The organism is Thauera sp. WH-1 (assembly GCF_047806685.1).
In the GTDB taxonomy this organism is placed as follows: domain Bacteria; phylum Pseudomonadota; class Gammaproteobacteria; order Burkholderiales; family Rhodocyclaceae; genus Thauera.
Genome location: NZ_JBLQGP010000029.1, coordinates 1 through 21,915, shown reverse-complemented (window position 1 = coordinate 21,915; position 21,915 = coordinate 1). Strand labels below are relative to the sequence as shown.

The 21,915-nt window shown below is 65.3% G+C and carries 17 protein-coding genes; 11 read left to right on the top strand and 6 right to left on the bottom strand.

Features of this window, described 5'->3' with window-relative positions:
- Positions 1-23: 23 nt before the first annotated feature.
- From ACMV5O_RS19390 to ACMV5O_RS19380, 3 genes are all read right to left on the bottom strand, one after another.
- A complete protein-coding gene (locus ACMV5O_RS19390) occupies positions 24-1,655 on the bottom strand; it encodes an electron transfer flavoprotein-ubiquinone oxidoreductase (RefSeq protein ID WP_416164998.1) in 1,632 nt (543 codons plus the stop codon).
- 161 nt (positions 1,656-1,816) lie between these two features.
- A complete protein-coding gene (locus ACMV5O_RS19385; RefSeq protein ID WP_416164997.1) occupies positions 1,817-2,758 on the bottom strand; it encodes an electron transfer flavoprotein subunit alpha/FixB family protein in 942 nt (313 codons plus the stop codon).
- 1 nt (position 2,759) lies between these two features.
- Positions 2,760-3,509: an electron transfer flavoprotein subunit beta/FixA family protein gene (locus tag ACMV5O_RS19380; RefSeq protein WP_416164996.1), complete on the bottom strand. Its 750-nt coding sequence runs from the start codon at positions 3,507-3,509 to the stop codon at positions 2,760-2,762.
- 556 nt (positions 3,510-4,065) lie between these two features.
- Between ACMV5O_RS19380 and ACMV5O_RS19375 the strand changes: the two genes are divergently transcribed.
- From ACMV5O_RS19375 to phaZ, 9 genes are all read left to right on the top strand, one after another.
- A complete protein-coding gene (locus ACMV5O_RS19375; RefSeq protein ID WP_416164995.1) occupies positions 4,066-6,447 on the top strand; it encodes a 3-hydroxyacyl-CoA dehydrogenase/enoyl-CoA hydratase family protein in 2,382 nt (793 codons plus the stop codon).
- 22 nt (positions 6,448-6,469) lie between these two features.
- Positions 6,470-7,669, top strand: a complete 1,200-nt coding sequence (locus tag ACMV5O_RS19370; RefSeq protein ID WP_416164994.1) for an acetyl-CoA C-acyltransferase — start codon at positions 6,470-6,472, stop codon at positions 7,667-7,669.
- Positions 7,670-8,117: 448 nt separating this feature from the next.
- On the top strand, positions 8,118-9,908 hold the full coding sequence (locus ACMV5O_RS19365; RefSeq protein WP_416164993.1) for an acyl-CoA dehydrogenase: 1,791 nt from the start codon (positions 8,118-8,120) through the stop codon (positions 9,906-9,908).
- 52 nt (positions 9,909-9,960) lie between these two features.
- Entirely contained in the window at positions 9,961-11,613 is a 1,653-nt protein-coding gene (locus ACMV5O_RS19360) for a fatty acid--CoA ligase (RefSeq protein WP_416164992.1), read from the top strand.
- A 78-nt stretch (positions 11,614-11,691) separates the two neighbouring features.
- Positions 11,692-12,135 (top strand): MaoC family dehydratase, encoded by a 444-nt coding sequence (locus ACMV5O_RS19355; RefSeq protein WP_416164991.1) that lies wholly within the window; start codon positions 11,692-11,694, stop codon positions 12,133-12,135.
- Positions 12,132-13,829: an alpha/beta fold hydrolase gene (locus ACMV5O_RS19350; protein ID WP_416164990.1), complete on the top strand. Its 1,698-nt coding sequence runs from the start codon at positions 12,132-12,134 to the stop codon at positions 13,827-13,829. The genes ACMV5O_RS19355 and ACMV5O_RS19350 overlap by 4 nt, the downstream gene beginning before the upstream one ends.
- Positions 13,830-13,853: 24 nt before the next feature.
- Positions 13,854-14,669, top strand: coding sequence for an alpha/beta fold hydrolase (locus tag ACMV5O_RS19345; RefSeq protein ID WP_416164989.1), 816 nt, complete (start codon positions 13,854-13,856; stop codon positions 14,667-14,669).
- A complete protein-coding gene (locus ACMV5O_RS19340; RefSeq protein WP_416164988.1) occupies positions 14,666-15,904 on the top strand; it encodes a DUF445 domain-containing protein in 1,239 nt (412 codons plus the stop codon). The genes ACMV5O_RS19345 and ACMV5O_RS19340 overlap by 4 nt, the downstream gene beginning before the upstream one ends.
- Positions 15,905-15,961: 57 nt before the next feature.
- Entirely contained in the window at positions 15,962-17,185 is a 1,224-nt protein-coding gene (gene phaZ / locus ACMV5O_RS19335) for a polyhydroxyalkanoate depolymerase (protein WP_416164987.1), read from the top strand.
- A 22-nt stretch (positions 17,186-17,207) separates the two neighbouring features.
- Here phaZ and ACMV5O_RS19330 read toward each other — a convergent pair whose 3' ends face one another.
- The 3 genes from ACMV5O_RS19330 to tadA are packed head-to-tail and all read right to left on the bottom strand — an operon-like array spanning position 17,208 to position 18,615.
- Entirely contained in the window at positions 17,208-17,654 is a 447-nt protein-coding gene (locus tag ACMV5O_RS19330) for a GNAT family N-acetyltransferase (protein WP_159690618.1), read from the bottom strand.
- Positions 17,654-18,130, bottom strand: a complete 477-nt coding sequence (locus ACMV5O_RS19325; RefSeq protein WP_416164986.1) for a L,D-transpeptidase family protein — start codon at positions 18,128-18,130, stop codon at positions 17,654-17,656. Before ACMV5O_RS19325 ends, ACMV5O_RS19330 begins: the two co-directional genes overlap by 1 nt.
- 17 nt (positions 18,131-18,147) lie before the next feature.
- Positions 18,148-18,615, bottom strand: a complete 468-nt coding sequence (tadA, locus tag ACMV5O_RS19320) for a tRNA adenosine(34) deaminase TadA (RefSeq protein WP_416164985.1) — start codon at positions 18,613-18,615, stop codon at positions 18,148-18,150.
- A gap of 259 nt (positions 18,616-18,874) precedes the next feature.
- Between tadA and ACMV5O_RS19315 the strand changes: the two genes are divergently transcribed.
- Together ACMV5O_RS19315 and ACMV5O_RS19310 are read left to right on the top strand one after the other, a co-directional pair.
- Entirely contained in the window at positions 18,875-20,083 is a 1,209-nt protein-coding gene (locus ACMV5O_RS19315) for a hypothetical protein (protein ID WP_416164984.1), read from the top strand.
- 98 nt (positions 20,084-20,181) lie between these two features.
- The gene (locus tag ACMV5O_RS19310; RefSeq protein ID WP_416164983.1) at positions 20,182-21,081 is read left to right on the top strand and encodes a LysR family transcriptional regulator; all 900 of its coding nucleotides are present in this window, start codon (positions 20,182-20,184) and stop codon (positions 21,079-21,081) included.
- Positions 21,082-21,915: the final 834 nt, after the last annotated feature.

Here is a 21,915-nt window from a genome sequence, read left to right as displayed (position 1 = left end):
AAACGATCGGTCCTGACGGGCCATCACATGTTCGGGTAGTTCGGACCACCGCCGCCCTCGGGTACCGCCCAGTCGATGTTCTGGGTGGGGTCCTTGATGTCGCAGGTCTTGCAGTGCAGGCAGTTCTGGGCGTTGATCTGCAGGCGCGGCCCTTCGGTCTCCTGGACGATCTCGTACACACCGGCCGGGCAGTAGCGCTGCTCGGGGGCGTCGTAGAGCGCCAGGTTGGTCTTGATCGGCACCTCGGCGTTTTTCAGGCGCAGGTGACAGGGCTGCTCCTCTTCGTGGTTGGTGGCCGAGATGAACACCGAGGAGAGCCGGTCGAAGCTGATCTTGCCGTCGGGCTTGGGATAGACGATCGGCGGGCACTCGGCAGCCTTCCTGAGCTGGGTGTGGTCGGCGTGGTTCCTGAGCGTCCAGGGCGCCCGGCCGCGCAGCACGAAGGTGTCGATCGCGCTGTAGGCCATGCCGCCCCACAGGCCCCAGCGGAACGAGGGGCGCACGTTGCGCACGGTGTAGAGCTCGTCCCACAGCCAGCTCGCCTTGAGGCGCTCCGGGTAGGCGGTGACCTCGGGGCTCGCCGGCGCCTCATCGGCCAGGTAGGCAAACAGCGCCTCGGCCGCCTCGATGCCGGATTTCATCGACATGTGGGTGCCCTTGATCTTGGGCACGTTGAGGAATCCCGCGGTGTCGCCGACCAGCAGGCCGCCCGGGAAGGTGAGCCGGGGCAGCGACTGGAAGCCGCCTTCGGAGAGTGCCCGCGCGCCGTAGGAGATGCGCCGTCCGCCTTCGAAGTACTTGCGGATCTCCGGATGGGTCTTGAAGCGCTGGAACTCCTCGTAGGGCGACAGGTGCGGGTTGCTGTAGTCGAGCCCGACCACGAAGCCCACCGACACGAGGTTGTCCTCGAGGTGGTAGAGGAAGGAGCCGCCATAGGTGTCGGAGGTGAGTGGCCAGCCCACGGTGTGCACCGTGAGACCGGGTTGATGCACCGCCGGGTCGATCTCCCAGAGTTCCTTGATGCCGAGCCCGTAGGTCTGCGGATCGGCGCCTTCGCGAAGCCCGTAACGCGCCATCAGCCCCTTGGTAAGCGAGCCGCGGCAGCCCTCCGAGAACACCGTCTGGCGTGCATGCAGCTCGATCCCCTGGGCGTAGTTGGGGCCGTGCTCGCCCTCGCGGGTGACCCCCATGTCACCGGTGGCGATGCCCCTGACCGAGCCCGCGTCGTCAAACAGCACCTCGGCCGCCGCAAAGCCGGGGTAGATTTCCACCCCGAGCGCTTCGGCCTGCTCGCCGAGCCAGCGGCACAGGTTGCCGAGGCTGACGATGTAGTTGCCTTCGTTGTGCATCTGCGGCGGGGTCGGCAGCTTGCGTGCGCCCTGCTCCGAGAGCAGCAGGAAGCGGTCTTCCTGCACCGGCGTGTTGAGCGGCGCACCGCGTTCCTTCCAGTCGGGAATGAGCTCGTTGAGCGCGCGCGGCTCGACCACCGCGCCAGAGAGAATGTGGGCGCCGACTTCCGAGCCCTTCTCCACCACGCACACCGACAGCTCTCGCCCGTCGCGTTCGGCCAGCTGGTGCAGGCGGATCGCGGTCGACAGCCCCGAAGGGCCGGCGCCGACAATCACCACATCGTATTCCATCGATTCGCGCGTCATGACGCATCCTCAGTGACCGGTGCGGCCGTCGACATTGGCTTTTGGAACGCAACTACGGAATTCATCCTGTGCCTCCTTGATCCGTGTGTTTCGGGCCGAGCGGCGCCCTCCCGAGCGAACGGGACGGGCGCCGGCTCCGCGCCGGCATGGACTGTCTGGACTTAGATCGCGGCGGTCAGCTGCGGGACGATCTCGAACAGATCGCCCACCAGACCGTAGTCGGCCACCTGGAAGATCGGCGCTTCCGGATCCTTGTTGATCGCCACGATCACTTTGGAATCCTTCATACCGGCCAGATGCTGGATCGCACCGGAGATGCCCACCGCCAGGTACAGCTGCGGGGCAACCACCTTGCCGGTCTGCCCGACCTGGTAGTCGTTGGGCACAAAGCCGGCATCGACCGCCGCACGGCTCGCCCCCATCGCCGCGCCGAGCTTGTCGGCCAGCGGCTCGAGGATGGCGCGGTAGTTGTCGCCGCTGCCAAGGCCGCGGCCACCCGAGACAATGGTCTTGGCCGCGCCCAGCTCGGGCCGCTCCGACTTGGTGAGCTCACGCCCGACCAGCTTCGACTTGCCCAGGTCCGGGCCGGCGGCAAGCGCTTCGACCGCCGCAGAGCCACCCTCGCCCGCCGCATCGAAGGCGGTGGTGCGCACCGTGATCACCTTGATCGGGTCACTGCTCTGCACCGTGGCCAGCGCATTGCCGGCGTAGATCGGTCGCACGAAGGTGTCGGCCGATTCGACCGCCACGATCTCCGAGATCTGCGCCACGTCGAGCAGCGCGGCAACCCGCGGCGAGACGTTCTTGCCGAAGGTGGTGGCCGGTGCCAGCAGGTGGGTGTAGGCGGTGCCGCTGTCGCGCACTGCCGAGACGACCAGCGCAGCGAGGTTCTCTGCGCCAGCGTCGGCGTAGTGGGCCGCATCGGCGCACAACACCTTGGTCACGCCGGCCAGCCTGGCGGCGGCCGCGCAGGCGCCGTCGCAGGCCTGGCCGGCCACCAGCAGGTGGATCTCGCCGCCCAGCGCGGCGGCGGCGGTGACCGTGTTGAGGGTGGCGGCCTTCAGGCCGGCGTTGTCGTGTTCTGCGATAACGAGAATTGCCATGTCAGATCACCTTCGCTTCGTTCTTGAGCTTGTCGACCAGCTGGGCCACGTCGGCCACCAGCACCCCGGCACTGCGCCCGGCCGGTTCGACCACCTTGAGCGTGGTCAGGCGCGGACTCACGTCCACCCCCAGCCCGCCCGGCTCGACCGTCTCGAGCGGCTTCTTCTTGGCCTTCATGATGTTCGGCAGGGTCGCGTAGCGCGGCTCGTTGAGCCGCAGATCGGTAGTGACCACCGCCGGCAGCGGCAGCTCGAGCGTCTCGAGCCCGCCGTCGATCTCGCGCGTCACCTTCACCGAGCCGGCACCCACCTCGACCTTCGAGGCGAAGGTGGCCTGCGGCCAGCCCAGCAGCGCCGCGAGCATCTGACCGGTCTGGTTCGAATCGTCGTCGATCGCCTGCTTGCCCAGCACCACCAGCTGCGGCGCTTCCTTCTCGACCAGCGCCTTGAGCAGCTTGGCCACCGCCAGCGGCTGCAACTCGGCATCCGACTGCACCAGAATCCCGCGGTCCGCACCGATCGCCATCGCCGTGCGCAGCGTCTCCTGACACTGCGCTACCCCGCACGACACCGCCACCACCTCCGTGGCCGTGCCCGCTTCCTTGAGCCGCACCGCCTCTTCGATCGCAATCTCATCGAACGGGTTGATCGACATCTTCACGTTCGCAAGCTCTACACCCGACTGGTCCGCCTTCACACGGACCTTCACGTTGTAATCCACCACGCGCTTCACAGGGACGAGTATCTTCATCTTGGCCTCCCTCCTCATATTTTTCATGGTCGCTGCCGACGCCGACGATCCGTGACGCAACGACTTTTCTCCATCCATTGCAGCGCGTTGGGCATGGCCGCGTCGGCCGCAGCGAACCGGCAGTGAGAACGAACAGACGCTGCTCCGCAAAAGCCGAATCTCACACCTTCGATCGGCCGCGTGCCGCTTACCTGGCGCACCCACTAGCCGTGGCGATACCCCGCTCACGCACCACAATCAATACAACTTATGGATCCATCAAATGTTAAGGAGATTGCCTCTGGTTGCCAGCCACCCGAATGGGGGGGGCCAAGCCGCGACGGGAGAAATAGACTGAAAAAAGCTTTCACTGGCTTGAGCGGAGCGCCGGCTGCCTGCCCGGTGCGGGGAGCGCGATGGAAAGACCACCGCATCACGCCGGCCTCGACGCGTGATGCGATTCATGTACGGCCAGGGCGCCGTGACACTTGCCAGTGGAGTCGAAATCCACCTTGACCTTGACGCCGCCAATCATCGGGCGGGCGTCGTGCCGGGAGCATCGAAGAGGATGAAAAACGTGAGCAAACTGATGATCCGCAAGGTAGCGGTACTTGGAGCGGGGGTGATGGGTGCGCAGATTGCGGCGCACTGCGCCAGTGCCGACGTACCGGTGCTGCTGTTCGACCTGGCGGCGAAGGAGGGGGCGGCCAACGCCATCGTCGACAAGGCGCTGGCGGGCCTGCGCAAGCTCGACCCGGCGCCGCTGGCGAGCAGCGACCGGGCGCGCTTCATCGAGGCGGCCAACTACGGCTCGGACCTCGAGAAGCTGCGCGAGTGCGACCTGGTGATCGAAGCCATCGCCGAGAAGATGGAATGGAAACGTGATCTGTACGCCAAGGTCGCGCCCTTCATCCGTGCCGATGCGATCTTCGCCTCCAACACCTCGGGCCTGTCGATCAACGCGCTCTCGGAAGGCATGCCCGAGGCGCTGCGGCCGCGCTTCTGCGGCATCCACTTCTTCAACCCGCCGCGCTACATGGCGCTGGTCGAGCTGATTCCCACCGCCACCACCGACGCCGCGATGCTCGACGATCTCGAAGCCTGGCTCACCACGCGGCTCGGCAAGAGCATCGTGCGCGCCCGCGATACCCCCAACTTCGTCGCCAACCGCGTCGGCGTGTTCTCGATCCTCGCGGTGATGCACCATACCGCCCAGATGGGGCTCGGCTTCGACGAGGTCGACGCACTCACCGGCCCGAACATCGGCCGCCCCAGGAGCGCCACCTACCGCACCGCCGACGTGGTCGGGCTCGACACCCTCGCGCACGTGGTGAACACCATGGACGCGACCCTGCCCGATGACCCCTGGCATCGCCATTTCAAGAGCCCGGTGTGGCTCAAGGCGCTGATCGACAAGGGCGCACTCGGCCAGAAGACCCGCGCCGGCATCTACCGCAAACAGGGCAAGCAGATCATGGTGCTCGACCTCGCGCAGCAGGACTACCGCGCCAGCGCCGCCGAGGTGGCACCGGAAGTGGCGGCGATCCTCAAGAACCGCGACCCGGCCGCCCGGTTCGCCCAGCTGCGCGCGAGCGAACACCCGCAGGCGAAGTTCCTGTGGGCGATCTTCCGCGACGTCTTCCACTACTGCGCCTTCCACCTCGCGCAGATCGCCGACAACGCCCGCGATCTCGATCTCGCCATGCGCTGGGGCTTCGGCTGGACGATGGGCCCGCTCGAGACCTGGCAGGCCGCCGGCTGGCGCGCGATCGCCGAGGCGGTCAAGGCCGACATCGAAGCCGGCCGGGCGATGAGCGATGCGCCGCTGCCGGCCTGGGTGTTCGAGCGCGAGGGCGTGCATGCGCCGGACGGTTCCTACTCCGCCGCAGACGATGCGCTCAAGCCGCGCTCCACCTTGCCGGTCTATGGCCGCCAGCTCTACCCCGAGCAGGTGATCGGCGAAGCCGCGCCCGACCAGGGCGAAACCCTGTGGGAGAACGCCGGGGTACGGCTATGGACCCGTCCCGACCAGGACGCACGTATCGGTATCCTGTCGATCACCTCCAAGATGCATGCGATCGGCGACGAAGTGCTCGACGGGGTGCTCGAAGCACTGGCCCGCGCCGAGCGCGAGCTCGACGGCCTGGTGATCTGGCAGAGCGCCCCCTTCGCGGTGGGCGCCAACCTCGCCCAGGTCACCGACGCGATCAAGGCCGGCCAGTTCGGCATGCTCGAGCAGACCGTGGCCAAGTTCCAGCGCACCTCGATGGCGATCAAGCATGCCCAGGTGCCGGTGGTGGCCGCGGTGCAGGGCATGGCGCTGGGCGGTGGCTGCGAGTTCGCGATGCATGCCGGCCACCGGGTGATGGCGCTCGAGAGCTATGTCGGCCTGGTCGAGGCCGGCGTCGGGCTGATCCCGGCCGGCGGCGGCAGCAAGGAGTTCGCGCTGCAGGCCCATGCCCTGGCCCGGCGTGCCGCCGGCGGCGACGTGTTCCTGTACATTCAGGAGAGCTTCCAGACCATCGCCATGGCCAAGGTCGCCAAGAGCGCGCTCGAGGCGGTGCAGATGGGCTTCGGCAAGGCCTCCGACGACATCCTCTTCAACGCCCACGAGCTGCTCTACGCGGCGATCCGCCGGGCCCGCGCCATGGCCGAGGCCGGCTGGCGGGCGCCGCTGGTCGACAACGCGGTCAAGGTGGCCGGCCGAAACGGCATCGCCACCTGCGAGATGATGCTGGTGAACATGGCCGAGGGCGGCTTCATCTCGGCGCACGACTACAAGGTGGCGCGCGCCGCGGCCACGGCGCTGTGCGGTGGCGAGGTGGACACCAACGCCGAAGTCTCCGAGCAGTGGATCCTCGATGTCGAGCGCGCGCTCTTCGTCGAGCTGCTGCAGACCGAACAGACCCAGCAGCGCATCGCGCACATGCTCGAAACCGGCAAGCCGCTGCGCAACTGAGCCCGAGACACTGGAGAGAACCATGAGCAAACAGATTCAGGACGCCTACATCGTCGCCGCCACGCGCACCCCGGTGGCCAAGCGCAACGGCATGTTCCGCAACGTACGCCCCGACGACATGCTGGCGCATGTGCTGCGGGCAGTGGTGGACAAGGTGCCGGGCCTCGAGGCAGGCGAGATCGGCGACGTGATCGTCGGCTGCGCCATGCCGGAGGCCGAGCAGGGCATGAACGTGGCGCGCATCGGCCTGCTGCTGGCGGGCCTGCCCGACACGGTGCCGGGCATCACCATCAACCGCTTCTGCTCGTCGGGCGTGCAGGCGGTCGCCGATGCGGCCAACCAGATCCGCCTCGGCCAGGCCGAGGTGATGATCGCCGCCGGTACCGAGTCGATGAGCGTGATGCCGCAGATCATGGGCAACAAGGTGAGCCTCAACCCGGCCGTCTTCGCGAAGCAGGAGAACCTCGGCATCGCCTTCGGCATGGGGCTCACCGCCGAGAAGGTGGCCGAGCAATGGAAGGTCAGCCGCGAGGACCAGGACGCCTTCGCGCTGCAGTCGAACCAGCGCGCGGTGGCGGCGATCGCCGCCGGGCACTTCCGCGCCGAGATCACCCCGTACATGGTGCGCACCCACCTGCCCGGCGAGGGCGGCGTGGTGCGGGTGGTCGAGACGCTGTGCGAGCACGACGAAGGGCCGCGTGCCGATGCCTCGCTCGAGCGCCTGGGCAAGCTGCGCCCGGTGTTCGCGGCGCGCGGCTCGGTGACCGCGGGCAACAGCTCGCAGATGTCGGACGGGGCCGGTGCGGTGCTGCTGATGAGCGAGGCGGCGGTCAAGCGCTACGGCGTGACCCCGATCGCGCGCTTCGTGAGTTATTCGGTGGCGGGCGTGCCGCCGCAGGTGATGGGCATCGGCCCGGTCGAGGCGATCCCGCGGGCGCTCAAGGCGGGCGGGCTGAACCAGTCGCAGCTCGACTGGATCGAGCTCAACGAGGCCTTCGCGGCGCAGTCGCTGGCGGTGATGCGTACGCTCGCGCTTGATCCGGACAAGGTGAACCCGCTCGGCGGGGCGATCGCGCTGGGCCACCCGCTCGGCGCCACCGGGGCGATCCGCACCGCCACGGTGATGAGCGCGATGCAGCGCGACCCGGCCATCCGCTACGCTATGGTCACCATGTGCATCGGCACCGGCATGGGCGCCGCAGGTATCTTTGAACGCTGTTGAACGGGCGGATATCCCGCACGAATGCCGAACGCATCCCTTTGAAGTGTGCGGCGCACAAAAGAAATTACCCCCCTTTTGGGGGGCTGGAATCCGCGATCGCATTGCCTATGCTGGTTGGCGCCGCGGATTTCAGTCACTGGAAGCCGCTCGCTAGCAGCAAGGATTGGTGTGTTTCGTTCGGCGGTGTCAGGTGGCGCATGGGGGACCGGCGCCACCATTTTTTCCGACTCGTCACCAAAGCTTTTGTCAAACCGTCCCCGACGCCGGGATTGCGAGATCGCATTCCCTCCGAATCTGTGGTTCCGGTCGCGGCCATCGCCGAGTGGCAGGTGGCTCTTGACTTCATGTCACAGGCAGTACGTACCAGAAGAAGGCGCGCTTCGCAGTCCCGCTGCGTCAGCAGTTCGCCCTGATCGATCCAACACGCATTTAGGGAGGCATACAATCAATGAGCACTTACAACGCCCCAATGGCCGACATGCTTTTCGTGCTGAACGAGCTGGCCGGCCTTGAGGCCATCTCGCAACTGCCGGGATGCGAGGACGCGACATCCGACACGGTCACGGCCGTGCTCGACGAAGCCAGCAAATTCAGCGGCCAGGTCCTCGCGCCGCTCAACGTCCCAGGCGACTTCGCTGGATGCAGCTGGGACGACGGCGCGGTCAGCACCCCCGACGGCTTCGCCGACGCCTATCGGCAGTTCGTCGAGGGTGGCTGGAACGGCCTGAATTTTCCGGTCGAGTTCGGTGGCCAGGGCCTGCCGAAACTGGTGGCCAGTCCGGTGCTCGAGATGGTCATGAGTGCCAATCTGGGCTTTTCGCTGTGCCCCCTGTTGACCGGCGGCGCGATCGAGGCCCTGCTCCTGCGTGGCACCCGGGAGCAGAAGGAAACCTACCTGCACAAGATGGTCGAGGGAACGTGGACCGGGACCATGAACCTGACCGAGCCGCAGGCCGGCTCCGACCTCGCGCTGATCAGGAGCAAGGCGGTACCGGAAGGGGACCATTACCGGATCTACGGCCAGAAGATCTTCATCACCCACGGCGAGCACGACATGGCCGAGAACATCGTCCATCTGGTGCTCGCCCGGACACCGGATGCACCGGACGGCGTCAAGGGGATCTCGCTGTTCGTTGTACCGAAGTTCCTGGTCAACGCGGACGGTAGCCTCGGAGCGCGAAACGACGTCCGCTGCGTCTCGATCGAGCACAAGCTCGGCATCCACTCGAGCCCCACCGCGGTGCTCGCCTACGGCGATGCCGACGGTGCCATCGGCTACCTGGTGGGCGAGGAAAATCGCGGCCTCGAATACATGTTCATCATGATGAACGAGGCCAGGTACGCGGTCGGGCTGCAAGGTGTGGCGGTTTCCGAACGCGCCTATCAACTGGCCCGTACCTATGCTCAGGAACGTATCCAGAGCAAGGATCTGCTGGATCCCCGCGGCAAGTCGGTGGCGATCATCCAGCATCCCGACGTGCGCCGCATGCTGATGACGATGCGCGCCCTGACCGAGGCCAATCGAGCGGTTGCCTACGTTGTCGGCGCGGCGATCGACCGTGCCCACCTGGATCCCGATGAGACCGCCCGCCAGCAGGCTCGTGCCTTCGTGGACTACATGATTCCGATCCACAAGGGATGGGCCACCGAGGCGAGCATCGAGGTCGCCAATCTCGGTATTCAGATTCACGGAGGAATGGGCTTCATCGAAGAGACTGGTGCGGCCCAGCATCTGCGCGACGCCCGCATCCTGACCATCTACGAGGGCACGACGGGCATCCAGGCCAATGACCTGGTCGGTCGCAAGACTGCCCGCGAGGGCGGTGCCACGGCCCGGGCGGTGCTCGACATGATGCGCAAGACGGTTTCCGAGATCGATGCCACGAGTCCCGATCTCGCCGTGATTCGTACCGCGCTGGCCGAAGGCATCGATGAGTACCAGGCCTGCGTGGACTGGATCGTCGAAACCTACGGAGACGATATCCGCGCGGTCCATGGCGGTGCGGTGCCCTTCCTCAAGCTCGCGGGTATCGTGTGCGGTGGGTGGCAGCTGGCCCGTTCGGCCGACATCGCGAGCCGCCGCATCAAGGACGGTAGCGGTGATCGCGGCTTCCTGGAAGCCAAGATCGTCACTGCCCGCTTCTATGCCGAGCACCTCATGACCCAGGTGGCAGGGCTGCGCAAGACCGTGCAGGCGGGTGCGGCCGCGGTCATGGCACTGTCGCCCGACCAGTTCTGAGCGTCACACGAAATTCAACCGCGCCAACAAGAAACACCAGGAGGAGACCATCATGACGACCATCAACCCCGACAATCTCATTCAGCCTACACCGAGCGCATACACTTATCCGCTGCTGATCAAGCAGTTGCTGCACACGCCACTCGCGGTGGCACCTGACCAGGAAATCGTCTATCGGGATCTCAAGCGGTTCAACTATCGGACCTTGAACCACCGTATCGCGCAGCTCGCCAACGCCCTGAGCGCGCTCGGCGTCCGCCCCGGCGACACCATCGGAATGATGGACTGGGACAGCCACCGCTACCTCGAGAGCTACTTCGCCGTTCCCATGATGGGTGCGGTGCTGATGACCGTAAACGTGCGTCTGTCGCCCGAGCAGATCCTCTACACCATCAACCACGCCGAGGCAAAGGTACTGCTGGTGAACGTGGAGTTCATGCCGGTGCTGGAGGAAATCAAGGACAAGCTGGAGACCGCCAAGACCTTCATCTTCATCAGCGACATTCCTTCCGATCCGGTGCCGGCCGGTTTTGCGGGCGAATACGAAGCCCTGCTTCATGCCGCTTCGCCTCATTACGACTTTCCGGATTTCGACGAGAACACCCGGGCCACCACCTTCTACACCACCGGTACCACCGGCCTGCCCAAGGGTGTGTTCTTCAGTCACCGGCAACTGGTGCTGCATACACTGTCCACCATGTCCGGCCTGACCGCCCCGCTCTCCCAGGGACGGCTGCATCGCGACGATGTGTACATGCCGATCACGCCGATGTTCCATGTGCACGCCTGGGGCATGCCCTACATCGCCACCGTGATGGGCCTGCGCCAGGTGTATCCGGGTCGCTACACGCCGGACGGCCTGCTTGCCCTGGTCCGGCAGGAAGGCGTCACCTTCTCCCACTGCGTCCCCACCATCCTCCACATGCTGGTCACCAACCCGGCGATCCACGACACCAACGTGAAGGGCTGGAAGCTCATCATCGGCGGCTCGGCCCTGCCCAAGGGCCTTGCCCAGAGCGCGCTCAACCTGGGGATGGACCTGTTCACCGGCTACGGGATGTCGGAGACCTGCCCGATCCTGACCCTGGCACAGATCAAGACGCCGCTCATGGGCGATCCGATCCGCGAGTTGGAAATCCGCACCAAGACGGGGCTGCCGATTCCGCTGGTGGATCTGCGTATCGTCGATGAAAACATGGAAGACCTGCCCCACGACGGCAAGGCCGCGGGCGAGATCGTGGTGCGCTCTCCATGGCTCACCCAGGGGTATTACAAGAACCCGAGCGCGTCCGAAGAACTGTGGTCCGGAGGTTACCTCCACACCAACGACATCGGAGTGATCGATCCGGAGGGTTACCTACAGGTCACCGACCGGATCAAGGACGTCATCAAGACCGGCGGAGAATGGGTCTCGTCGCTCGAACTCGAGGATGTGATCTCGCGCCACGCGGCGGTGAGCGAGGTGGCGGTGATCGGCATCAAGGATGCCAAGTGGGGCGAGCGCCCGATGGCGCTGGTCGTGCTGAAATCCGGCGCCACGGCGACCGAGGCGGATATCAAGGCCCACGTGAAGGCATTCGCCGAGGAAGGTCACATTTCCAAGTTCGCGATTCCCGAGCACGTGCTCTTCCCGCCAGCCATCGACAAGACCAGCGTCGGCAAGATCAACAAGAAGAACCTGCGAGCCAGGTACGAGAACGCCTGATCCGGCCTAGGGCGCGGCCCCCGGGGCCGCGGCCCATCCCACGACATCCTGGAGTCCTCAATGGAACAATCCTTGAACATGAGCACGCTTGCCGGCTTCATCGGCAAGGAGATCGGCGTATCGGAATGGGAAGCGATGCCCCAAAGCCGGATTGACGCGTTTGCCGCCTGCACGGGCGATCATCAATGGATACACGTCGACCCCGAGCGGGCACAACGTGAAAGCCCTTTCGGCAGCACCATCGCCCACGGTTTCCTGACACTCTCCACGCTTGCTCCCCACGCGCTCGAGATCCTGGTGAAGCCGTTGAATGCGCGGCAGACCGTCAATTGTGGCGCGGAGAACGTGCGCTTCATCTCGCCGGTGCATGTCAATGCGCGGATTCGCACCCGACTGACCGTCGAGGCGGTGGCGGCCAAAGGCCCGGGTCGAACCCTGGTAACCATGGGCGCAGTGGTGGAGATCGAGGGCCAACCCAAGCCCGCGCTCACGGCCAATCTGCTCTTCATGCTTTTCGAATGACTGGAGAAGCCGAAGACATCATGGCAAAACAAGCAAAGATCGACGCGTCCGGCGCCACGTCCGGTCCGGCACCTGAAACCGCAAAGGCGTCCGCACGAAGCCCTGTCGACAAGACCAGGGAATTGGCCGGCAAGGCGGTCAAGACCTCGGCGGTGCTGCTTGAGGAAGAAGCCCGCCTGGCTCGGGATCTCATGGCCGTTCTGGCCGGGAACTCGGAGATCGCCCCGGCCCCGGGCGACAAACGTTTCAAGGACGACGCCTGGAATCAGAACCCGTTCCTGCGCATCGCCATGCAGGGCTATCTGTCGTGGACCCAGGCTTTGGGGCAGGTGGTCGACCAGATCCCCCTGGATGACCGGAACCGCGAGCGCGCTCGCTTTGCGGTCTCGATGCTCAGCGATGCCTTCGCGCCCACCAACACGCTGCTCGGCAACCCCGCGGCACTGAAGAAGATGGTGGATACCGGGGGCAGCAGCATTGCCCGGGGACTCAAGAACATGCTCACCGACCTGGCGACCAACAAGGGCATGCCCGCACAGGTGGACAAGAGCAAGTTCAGGGTGGGCGAGAACCTTGCCACCACACCCGGCGCCGTGGTTTTCCGCAATCCCGTGCTGGAACTCATCCAGTACACGCCTACCACCGAGAAGGTCCATGCGCGGCCACAGATCATGGTGCCGCCACAGATCAACAAGTACTATATCTTCGATCTGGCTCCGGGCAAGAGCATCGTCGAATTTCTGGTCGGCAGCGGTTTCCAGGTCTTCACGGTGAGCTGGCGCAACCCCACCGCGGATCAAGCCGACTGGGACATGGCAACCTACGTCTCCGCGCTGCTGGAAGCCATCGAAGCGGTACGGGAAATCACCGGCGCAGACGACGTAAACCTGCACGGAGCCTGTTCCGGTGCGATGACGATGGCCGCGATGCTGGGTCATCTCGCCGCCAGCGAGCGTCCCCTCGTTCATGCCGCGACCATGATGGTGGCGGTGCTCGATGGCCAGGCGGAATCCCAGCTCGGCCTCTTTGCAACCCCCGAGGTCGTTTCTCTTGCCAAGACCAACTCCGCTTCCAGGGGGGTCATAGAGGGACATGACATGGGTCGGGTGTTCGCGTGGATGCGGCCCAATGATCTGGTCTGGAACTATTGGGTAAACAATTACCTGATGGGCAATCCGCCGCCGGCCTTCGATGTGCTTTACTGGAACAACGACACGACGCGTCTCCCCGCGCGCTTCCACGCCCAGCTGATGGACATCTTCGCCGAGCATCAGCTCTCCGCGCCCGGCGGGATGACCATGCTGGACACCCCAATCGATCTGTCCCGGGTGAAATGCGACACCTATGTGCTGGCCGGCATCAGCGATCACATCACCCCTTGGCAGGGGGTCTTCAATACCAGCCGGACCCTGGGTGGCAAGAACGAATTCGTGCTCAGCTCGAGTGGTCACGTCCAGAGTCTCATCAATCCACCCGGCAATCCCAAGGCGAAGTACTTTACCAACGGTGCCACCGCCGGCACGGCCGACGATTGGCTTGCCGGGGCCACCGCAGTCCAGGGTACCTGGTGGGAACACTGGCGCGAGTGGTTGAAGGCGCATTCCGGCAAACTCCGCGCTGCGCCGGCCGCACTTGGCAGCAAGGCTCACCCTCCGGCGGAACCTGCGCCGGGCACCTATGTGGTGGCGGCCTAGCGGCCAAGGTGCCCGAGCTGTCTGATGACGACATCCCGGCATCCACTGCAGATCCACGTGCTCGCCCGGCCCGGGTACGCCCTGCGGCTCGGGCTGCGGCGGGGCCGGGCCGGCAATCCTCCGTTGGTGATCTTCAATGGTCTTGGCGCCAACCTGGAATTGCTGGACGGCTTCGTGGCCGCACTGGATGAGCGGCCGCTTGTCGTCATCGACGCTCCGATCGTCGAAGCCGCCCTGCCCTTTCCACCCTATCGATTCTCGAATCTGGTTCGCGAGGTGGATACGGTATTGATCGAACTCGGGTTTGCCGAACCGATCGATGTGATGGGCATATCCTGGGGCGGTTTCGTTGCCCAGCAGTTCGCCCTGCAGTATCCGAACCGTTGTCGTCGCCTGGTCCTGGCCGCAAGTTCTCCGGGAGTACTCATGGTTCCCGGTCGGCCAACAGCCCTGATCGCGATGCTCGGCCTCGGCATGCTCCCCGGATCGCTCGGACGGGGATTCATGAGTGCGAGGGTTCTTGGCGGCGCATTCCTGCGCGAACCGGAGCGCGTGACTGAACATCTGGGTCGGCTGGCACCATCGGGCACGTGGACGCAAATCGCCCAACTGCTCGCCCTCTGGGGTTGGTCCAGCCTGCCGTGGCTATCGCACTTGCGGCAACCCACCCTGGTCCTTGCCGGCAGTGAAGATCCGGTGGCGCCGCTTGCCAATGCATACCTGCTGGCAAATCTGATTCCCGACGCCACGCTCACCGTCCTCGAGGACGGTCACGGCTTTCTGCTCGCCCGCCCGTTGCAAACGGCAACCTGCACTCTGGGCTTCCTGACGCGCCCATGAACGGCGGCTCCCGCACATCCGGCGGCAAGGAAATGAAGCGGCTCGCGCTCGCTTTGCTGCTGTTCATGCTCGCGACCTTCATCGTCTCGGTCAGCCTGGAGAATGTCCATCCGTGGCTGGCATGGATAAGGGCCTTTGCCGAGGCGGGAAGCATCGGTGCCATTGCAGACTGGTTCGCCGTGACCGCGCTGTTTCGCCATCCCATGGGCCTGCCCGTTCCGCATACCGCCATCATTCCCCGGAACAAGGACGAGATCGGCCGTGCGCTGGGCATCTTTGTGCAGGAAAACTTCCTGACACCACACAATCTCACCCGCAAACTCGCCGGTCTGGACGCGGTCGGCACGACGGCGCGCTGGCTGCAGTCACCGCGCAACAGCCAGCGCTGCGCACGCGCCGCCTGCGAATTCGTCCCGGGGCTGCTCGCACGCCTCGACGACAAGGACGTGAGCCGGTTTCTCGACCGGATCATCGTGCCCTGGCTGGCACGACTGGACATTTCGACGTTTGCGGGCAGGTTCCTCGAGATCATGACCCACGACGGCCGACATCAGGCGCTGCTGGATCACGGCTTGCGGACCCTCGATACCTGGCTGTCCGAGAATCGCGCGCTGATCCGCGAGAAATTCAGCGAAGCGTCCAGATACACGCCGGGAATCTTCGACTACTACGTGGTCAATCGTTTCGTCGATGGCATCGTTGCCCTGCTTCACGAGGTCGCCTTGAACCCGCAGCACGAAATGCGCGCTCGCTTCGACGCCGCAACCCAGGCGTTCATCGACGATCTCAAGGCTTCTCCCGAATACGCCGCCCGAGGACGCGGCCTCGTCCGTGACCTTGCCGGACATCTGCGTTCGCAAAGCTACTACGAAGTCGTCTGGAAGGACCTGCAGGCGCTGTTGCTCGAAGACATCGCCCGACCCTCATCGCTCGTGGTCACCGCCCTGGCGGAGCTTCTGCAAGCCATCGGCCATGGAATCGCCACTGACGCACCGCTGCGTGGCCGGCTCGAAGCCTGGCTCATCGACGGCATCGAGCCCTTGCTGATACGCCACCGTCAGGAAATCTCGGGGCTCATCTCCGACGTGATCGCCACCTGGGACGCGAAGGAAGTCGCCGACAAGCTCGAAGCCGAAATCGGCCGGGACCTGCAATATATCCGCATCAACGGGACCCTGGTCGGCGGGCTCGCGGGTGTTCTCCTTCACGGACTTGGCATGAGCTTTGGAAGATGACGTGCCACTCCACATCACAACGAACCCGACCCAACCCCTTCCCGAGGAATGATATCCATGCGCTACACCATGCTTGACCTGACCCGCAGCGCCGCTGCCCCGATGGAAGCCGTGCTCAGCTCCACGATCGACGTGCTGTCGAGCCGCTACAACCCGCTCGCACGTACCACCCTCGGCCGGGTTCCGATCGCCGCGCTCGAGTCGGTCGCACGAATGATCAAGCCCTACCACAAGCAGGCCTTCGACTACGGCAGCTTCGAGGCAGACGGCGAGACGATCACGATCGTCGAGAAAGTCGCCTTGAAAATGCCCTTCTGCCATCTCGTCCACTTCGAGCGGGTCGGGAAAGGCAAGGCGCCCAAGGTCCTTTTCGTGGCCGCGATGTCGGGGCACCACGCGACCCTTTCGAAGGAGACCTTCCGGGCGTTTCTGCCCGACCACGACGTCTACGTCACCGACTGGCTGGATGCGCGCGACATTCCCCTCTCCGCGGGACGTTTCGGCTTTGAAGACTACGTCGGCTATCTGATCGAGTTCATCCAGCTCCTCGGCCCGGACGTCCACGTCATCGGTCTCTGCCAGGCAACCGTCCAGGCCCTGTGCGCCACCGCCATCATGTCCGGCCGGCAGGATCCCTGCCGACCGAAGACGCTTTCCTTGCTTGCAGGCCCCATCGACATCACCGTGAATCCGAACACGCTCACGCGATACGCCAGCCACATCAATCTCGGGTTCCTGAAGGCTCTCGCGGTCCACAAGGTGCCGAACGGTTACGCGGGCGCAGGGCGTGAAGTCTATCCCGGTCATCTGCAGATCGGCGCATTCATGTCCATGAATCCCGGCAATCACCTCAAGAAGCACTGGAACTTCTTCAAGGATGTTGCCCGTGGCAACGAGGAAGCGGCCAATCGGCACCGCGAGTTCTACGATGAATACATGACCGTGATGGACGCGACCGCGGAGTTCTACCTGGAAACGCTGGAGCGGGTATTCCTGACACCACAGCTCCCCAGAGGCGAAATGCACTACAGGGGCGAACCCGTCGATTGCGGTGCAATCACCGATACCGCCCTCTTCACGCTCGAGGGCGAACGCGACGACATGGTCGCCCTCGGCGTGACCGAGGCGGCTCATCGCCTCTGCCCCAATCTGCCCGAGGCGCTGCACCGGCACCACGTCCAGGCGGGCGTCGGCCACTACGGGATCTTCAACGGATCAATCTATCGCACCGAGATCGCGCCGATGATCAAGTCATTCATCCGTTCCAGCCGGCGGCGGTAAAGCCAGGGATCCGCTCGTCGTCTCAGGGCGACGAGCGGGCCTGGATACGCCGCATCATCGCCTGATGCTCGATTCCCGCCTCCATGAAGCGTGGCCCTTCTTCGATGAAGCCGTGCCGAACGTAGAAGGCAAGCGCACCGACCTGTGCGTTGAGCACGACCGCCACCATTCCGGCCCGTTCGGCTTCGCCAATCAGCGCCAGCAATACGCGGGAACCGAGCCCCTGATTGCGATGGGCTGCATCCACGGCCATGCGACCGATGTGGCCATCGGGCAGCAGGCGGCCGGTGGCGATGACTCGATCGGCTGCGTCGGTGAGCACCGCATGGCGGGAGACCGGATCGAATTCGTCGAGCTCGATCTCCGCGGGCACGCCCTGTTCCTCCACAAACACGCGGAACCGCAGCGGCATCACCCGCGCTTCGGCGTCGGGCCAGTCGCAGATTTCCAGGGAATGGTCAGGCTGCATCAGACGATCTCCACGGGTGTTCCGGCGGGTACCAGGTCGAACAGCTCCACGACCTCATCCGGGCGCATGCGCACGCAGCCGTGAGAGCGTGCCACGCCCATCGGCTGGTCGTCCGGCGTGCCGTGGATGTAGATGTAGCGACGCATACTGTCGACCGTGCCGAGGCGGTTGTGGCCCGGCTCGCAGCCGGACAGCCAGAGGATGCGGCCGAGAATCCAGTCCTTGTCCTGCATCTCCTCGGCGAGCGCCGGGGTCCAGATGTTTCCGGTGGGGCGGCGGCCGACGAAGATGGCGCGCGGGTCGTGGCCGGCGCCGATGCAGGCGCGCACGATGTGCCTGCCGCGCGGCGTGCAGCCGCTGCCGTTGAGCTCGCCGGGGCCATTGAGCGCGGTCGATACAGCGTAGCGGCGGATGAGCACGTCGGCGTCGTCGAAGAGCGCCAGCTGCTGGGTGTGGAGATCGATTGCGATGCGCATGGCGGGCGTCGAGGGCTTCAGGCGTTCATGGTGCGCTGGCGTCGCGCCGCGAAGAAGCTCGAGAGCATTGCACCGCACTCCGCTGCCAGTACACCGCCCACCACCGTGGCGTGGTGATTGAGCCGCTGTTCCGCATAGACATCGAGCACGCTGCCAGCCACGCCGGTCTTGGGATCGCTGGCGCCGAAGACCACCCGCGAGATGCGCGCGTGCATGATCGCGCCGCTGCACATCATGCAGGGCTCGAGGGTGACGAAGAGTTCGCAGCCGGGCAGCCGGTAGTTGCCGAGCCGGGCGGCGGCGTCGCGCAGCGCGACGATCTCCGCGTGGGCGGTGGGATCGTGGCGGCCGATGGGCTGGTTGAAGCCCTTGCCGACGATCTCGCCGTTGAGCACCACGATCGCCCCCACCGGCACTTCGTCGAGTGCGCCGGCATAGCGGGCCTGCTCCAGGGCAAGGCGGATGTAGTCCTCATCGTTCGGCATCGCAATACTCTCTTCGGGTTCCCGGCGTCGCCGGTGGTATCCATGTGGGGGCCCCGGCGACTTTTCACCGGCGGATTATCGCAGACTCGCGCGAACACATCCTGCCGGCCGCGGTGCGTGCCACAGCGTCGGGCGCTCGTGTTGGACACCCGCTGGCATGCTCCGTATCCTTGGGCGGCAGGCACCCTCAAGCCGAAAGGGGGGGCTGCCTACGATGTCGTCATAGGTGCGCCCGCCCGAAATCCATACGGAACACCGCATGCTCAGTGCCCTCATCATCCTTGTGACGGCGGCAATTACCGCCTACCTCACTTTCTCGAAGCGTCTTGCAGGCTCGTCCGACTGGAAGGCAACGGTCACGCCGCTGGCCTCGATCATGGGCAGCGGCTTCCTGATCAGCGCCCCGCTGCTCGCGGGCATCGTCGGCAAGCTCGCGGTGCTGTGCATGGCGGCACTGCTGGCGCTGGCGTATGCGGTGGGGAGCGTCATCCGCTTCAACATCCGCCATTTCGAGCCGATCGAAAACGCCGGACATGGCGCTGCGCAGGATATCGGTTTCCTTTCGCGCGCGGTACTCGCCGGGGCCTATTTCATCTCGGTCACCTACTACCTGCAGTTGCTCGCTGCGTTCGTCCTCAACGCGGCCGGCATCCACGACCGGCTGCTCGCCAACGTGGTGACCACTGCGGTGCTGCTGGTCATCGGCAGCGTGGGGATGTGGCGCGGCCTCGACAAGCTCGAACAGGTCGAAACGCATGCGATCAGCCTCAACCTCGGCATGATCGGCGCGCTGCTGGTGGCGCTGGCCGTGCACAACGTGGGGCTGGCGCTCGACGGCGCGTGGCAGCTGCCGGCCATCGCGTCGGGCATCGACCTGCACGACACGCGGGTGCTGCTCGGCCTGCTCATCGTGGTGCAGGGTTTCGAGACCTCCCGCTACCTCGGCGACGAGCACGGGGCCGAGCAACGCATCCGCACCATGCGCACCGCGCAGCTGGTGTCCGCGGCGATCTACCTGCTGTTCATCGGGCTCGCCACGGTGATGTTCCACGACGGGCTTGGCGCCGACGTGACCGCCATCACCCAACTCGTGGCGCCGCTGGCGCTGGTGCTGCCGGTACTGCTCTCGGTGACCGCGATCGGTAGCCAGTTCAGCGCGGCGGTGGCGGATACCGCCGGCGCGGGCGGCCTGCTCGAGGACATCACCAATCACCGGCTGCCGGTCCGATATGCCTACCTCATCATTCTGCTGATCACGGTCGCGCTCACCTGGGGTACCCATGTGAATGCGATCATCGCCTACGCTTCGCGGGCCTTCGCGCTCTTCTACCTGCTGCAGTGCATGGTCGCCTTCCTGGTGGCCTGGCAGAAGAAGGACCTGCCCCGCCGCATGGCACGCCTCGGCTTTTTCGCGCTGGTCGGCATGGCCTGCCTGCTGGTGTTTGCCTTCGGACTACCGGCCGAGTAAGCCGATGCGCTGCCTCGGACCGCGCCACTGCGCGCGAAGCTGATTACAATCCGCCAGATGCCCTGCCCTGTTTTCCCGCCTCGGATCGAGATGCCACAGTGAAGCGAATCGACTTTGCATCGATGCAGTATTTCGTGGCGGTATGCGAGACCGGCAGCATCGCCCGCGCGGCCGAGCGCGAGCACATCGTGCCATCGGCCGTCAGCAAGCGGCTGGGCGAACTCGAGGCACTGTTCGGCGTACCCCTGCTCGATCGCGGCGCGCGCGGCGTGAGCCCCACCGTGGCGGGCGAGGCGCTGCTGTTTCACGCACGCGATGTGCTGCGCAGTGTGGACCGACTGCACGCGGAGCTTTCGGAATACGCGCTGGGGGTGCGCGGCCGCGTCAGCATCCACGCCAACATTTCGGCGGTGGTGGAGTTCCTGCCCGAGGATCTGCGCAGCTTCATGGCGGCCCACGAAGGCATCAAGATCGACCTGCAGGAGCACCTCAGCACGGACATCCTGCGCGCGGTGCTCGAGGGGCGTACCGATCTCGGCGTGGTCTCTCAGGTGCACGGCCTTGATGGGCTGGAGTGCTTTCCCTACCGCAGCGACGAACTGGTTGCGATCGTGCGGCCCGAACATCCGCTGGCCGGGGCCGAAGTCACCAGCTACGCGACGAGCCTCGCCTTCGACCACGTGGGCCTGAGCCACAACAGCTCGCTCTATTCGCTGCTCGAACGCGAGGCCGAAGCGCTGGGGCTGACGCGCCGCCTGCGGATCCATGTGAGCGGTTTCGATGCGGTATGCCGCATGGTCGAGGTGGGGCTGGGCGTGGGCATCGTGCCGGAACGGGTGGGCGGCTTCTTCGCCGCGGCGCTCGGCCTCAGGATCGTGCGCCTCGACGATGCCTGGGCGCGGCGCGAGCTGCAGCTGGTGGTGCGCGACAGGTCCTGCCTCTCGGTGGCCGCGCGACTGTTGCTGGACCACCTCCTCGGCCGCGACGCGACGCCTTGACCGAACTTCACCAAGCCATCTCCAGACGAGATGGCTAGCATGGCAATAGACCATTATTGGGGTTCTAAGCCGGAACCGCCGAAAATTCCGTCAGCCGATCAACGTGGCTTGTCCCGCGCCCGGTCGATGGGGTGGACCCAACAGTCGTGTCACTAGCCGCCATTTCGATCACGGCAATGCCAGCCGGACGTCACGTCCAGATTGTTCCGGTCTGGACGAGGCCGACTGACGTCTCGGATGGCGGGTGGCATACAACTGCTGTGACTCCTGCAGGGGGGCAGCTGCCTGACCGGACGGCGAGCATCAGCCCATCTCACGTATTCGTCATGTCAGCTTTGACACTGCGCACGCGACGGCATCCGACCCCTATGCATAGTTCTCAACTATGCGTAGCGCGCCCCCCCACGATGGCTGTTCGCTCGGCCGTCGGCCGCACTGGGGCGCGGTGTGCTCTGCATAGTTACAGGGTCTGCAGGAACCTCATCATTCCGTCGCAGGCACGGAAGCGCTTGAGCTTGATGTCAGCTGCGCACAGAGCCGGCGCCGTTGCCGCGACCGAGCAGGTACTCGCGGTATGCCGGAACATGCCGTTCCAGATGAGTACAGCCGCGCGCGCGGACAGAGGATTCGGATCGCGAAGAAAGGGTGGGTCGGATGGCAGTCTCCAGGTAGTGGAGCCGCCAGTGAACCTGGGCCGCAAAACTATGTGTAGCTGCTCACGCCCGAGCGCGCAGCCTCCCCGCGTAATTGCTGATCCTGGACTAAACCGCTGGCGCGGTAGGGGGTGATCCACGCGCTGTGGAATTGAGGCCGGCGCATTCACAGGAAGCCCGC

Coding starts and splice junctions, on each gene's coding strand:
- ACMV5O_RS19345 (WP_416164989.1), top strand. CDS start 13,854: ATGACGACATCCCGGCATCCACTGCAGATCCACGTGCTCGCCCGGCCC.
- ACMV5O_RS19355 (WP_416164991.1), top strand. CDS start 11,692: ATGAGCACGCTTGCCGGCTTCATCGGCAAGGAGATCGGCGTATCGGAA.
- ACMV5O_RS19330 (WP_159690618.1), bottom strand. CDS start 17,654: ATGCAGCCTGACCATTCCCTGGAAATCTGCGACTGGCCCGACGCCGAA.
- ACMV5O_RS19340 (WP_416164988.1), top strand. CDS start 14,666: ATGAACGGCGGCTCCCGCACATCCGGCGGCAAGGAAATGAAGCGGCTC.
- ACMV5O_RS19390 (WP_416164998.1), bottom strand. CDS start 1,655: ATGACGCGCGAATCGATGGAATACGATGTGGTGATTGTCGGCGCCGGC.
- ACMV5O_RS19380 (WP_416164996.1), bottom strand. CDS start 3,509: ATGAAGATACTCGTCCCTGTGAAGCGCGTGGTGGATTACAACGTGAAG.
- ACMV5O_RS19315 (WP_416164984.1), top strand. CDS start 18,875: ATGCTCAGTGCCCTCATCATCCTTGTGACGGCGGCAATTACCGCCTAC.
- ACMV5O_RS19325 (WP_416164986.1), bottom strand. CDS start 18,130: ATGCGCATCGCAATCGATCTCCACACCCAGCAGCTGGCGCTCTTCGAC.
- ACMV5O_RS19370 (WP_416164994.1), top strand. CDS start 6,470: ATGAGCAAACAGATTCAGGACGCCTACATCGTCGCCGCCACGCGCACC.
- ACMV5O_RS19350 (WP_416164990.1), top strand. CDS start 12,132: ATGACTGGAGAAGCCGAAGACATCATGGCAAAACAAGCAAAGATCGAC.
- ACMV5O_RS19365 (WP_416164993.1), top strand. CDS start 8,118: ATGAGCACTTACAACGCCCCAATGGCCGACATGCTTTTCGTGCTGAAC.
- phaZ (WP_416164987.1), top strand. CDS start 15,962: ATGCGCTACACCATGCTTGACCTGACCCGCAGCGCCGCTGCCCCGATG.
- tadA (WP_416164985.1), bottom strand. CDS start 18,615: ATGCCGAACGATGAGGACTACATCCGCCTTGCCCTGGAGCAGGCCCGC.
- ACMV5O_RS19385 (WP_416164997.1), bottom strand. CDS start 2,758: ATGGCAATTCTCGTTATCGCAGAACACGACAACGCCGGCCTGAAGGCC.
- ACMV5O_RS19360 (WP_416164992.1), top strand. CDS start 9,961: ATGACGACCATCAACCCCGACAATCTCATTCAGCCTACACCGAGCGCA.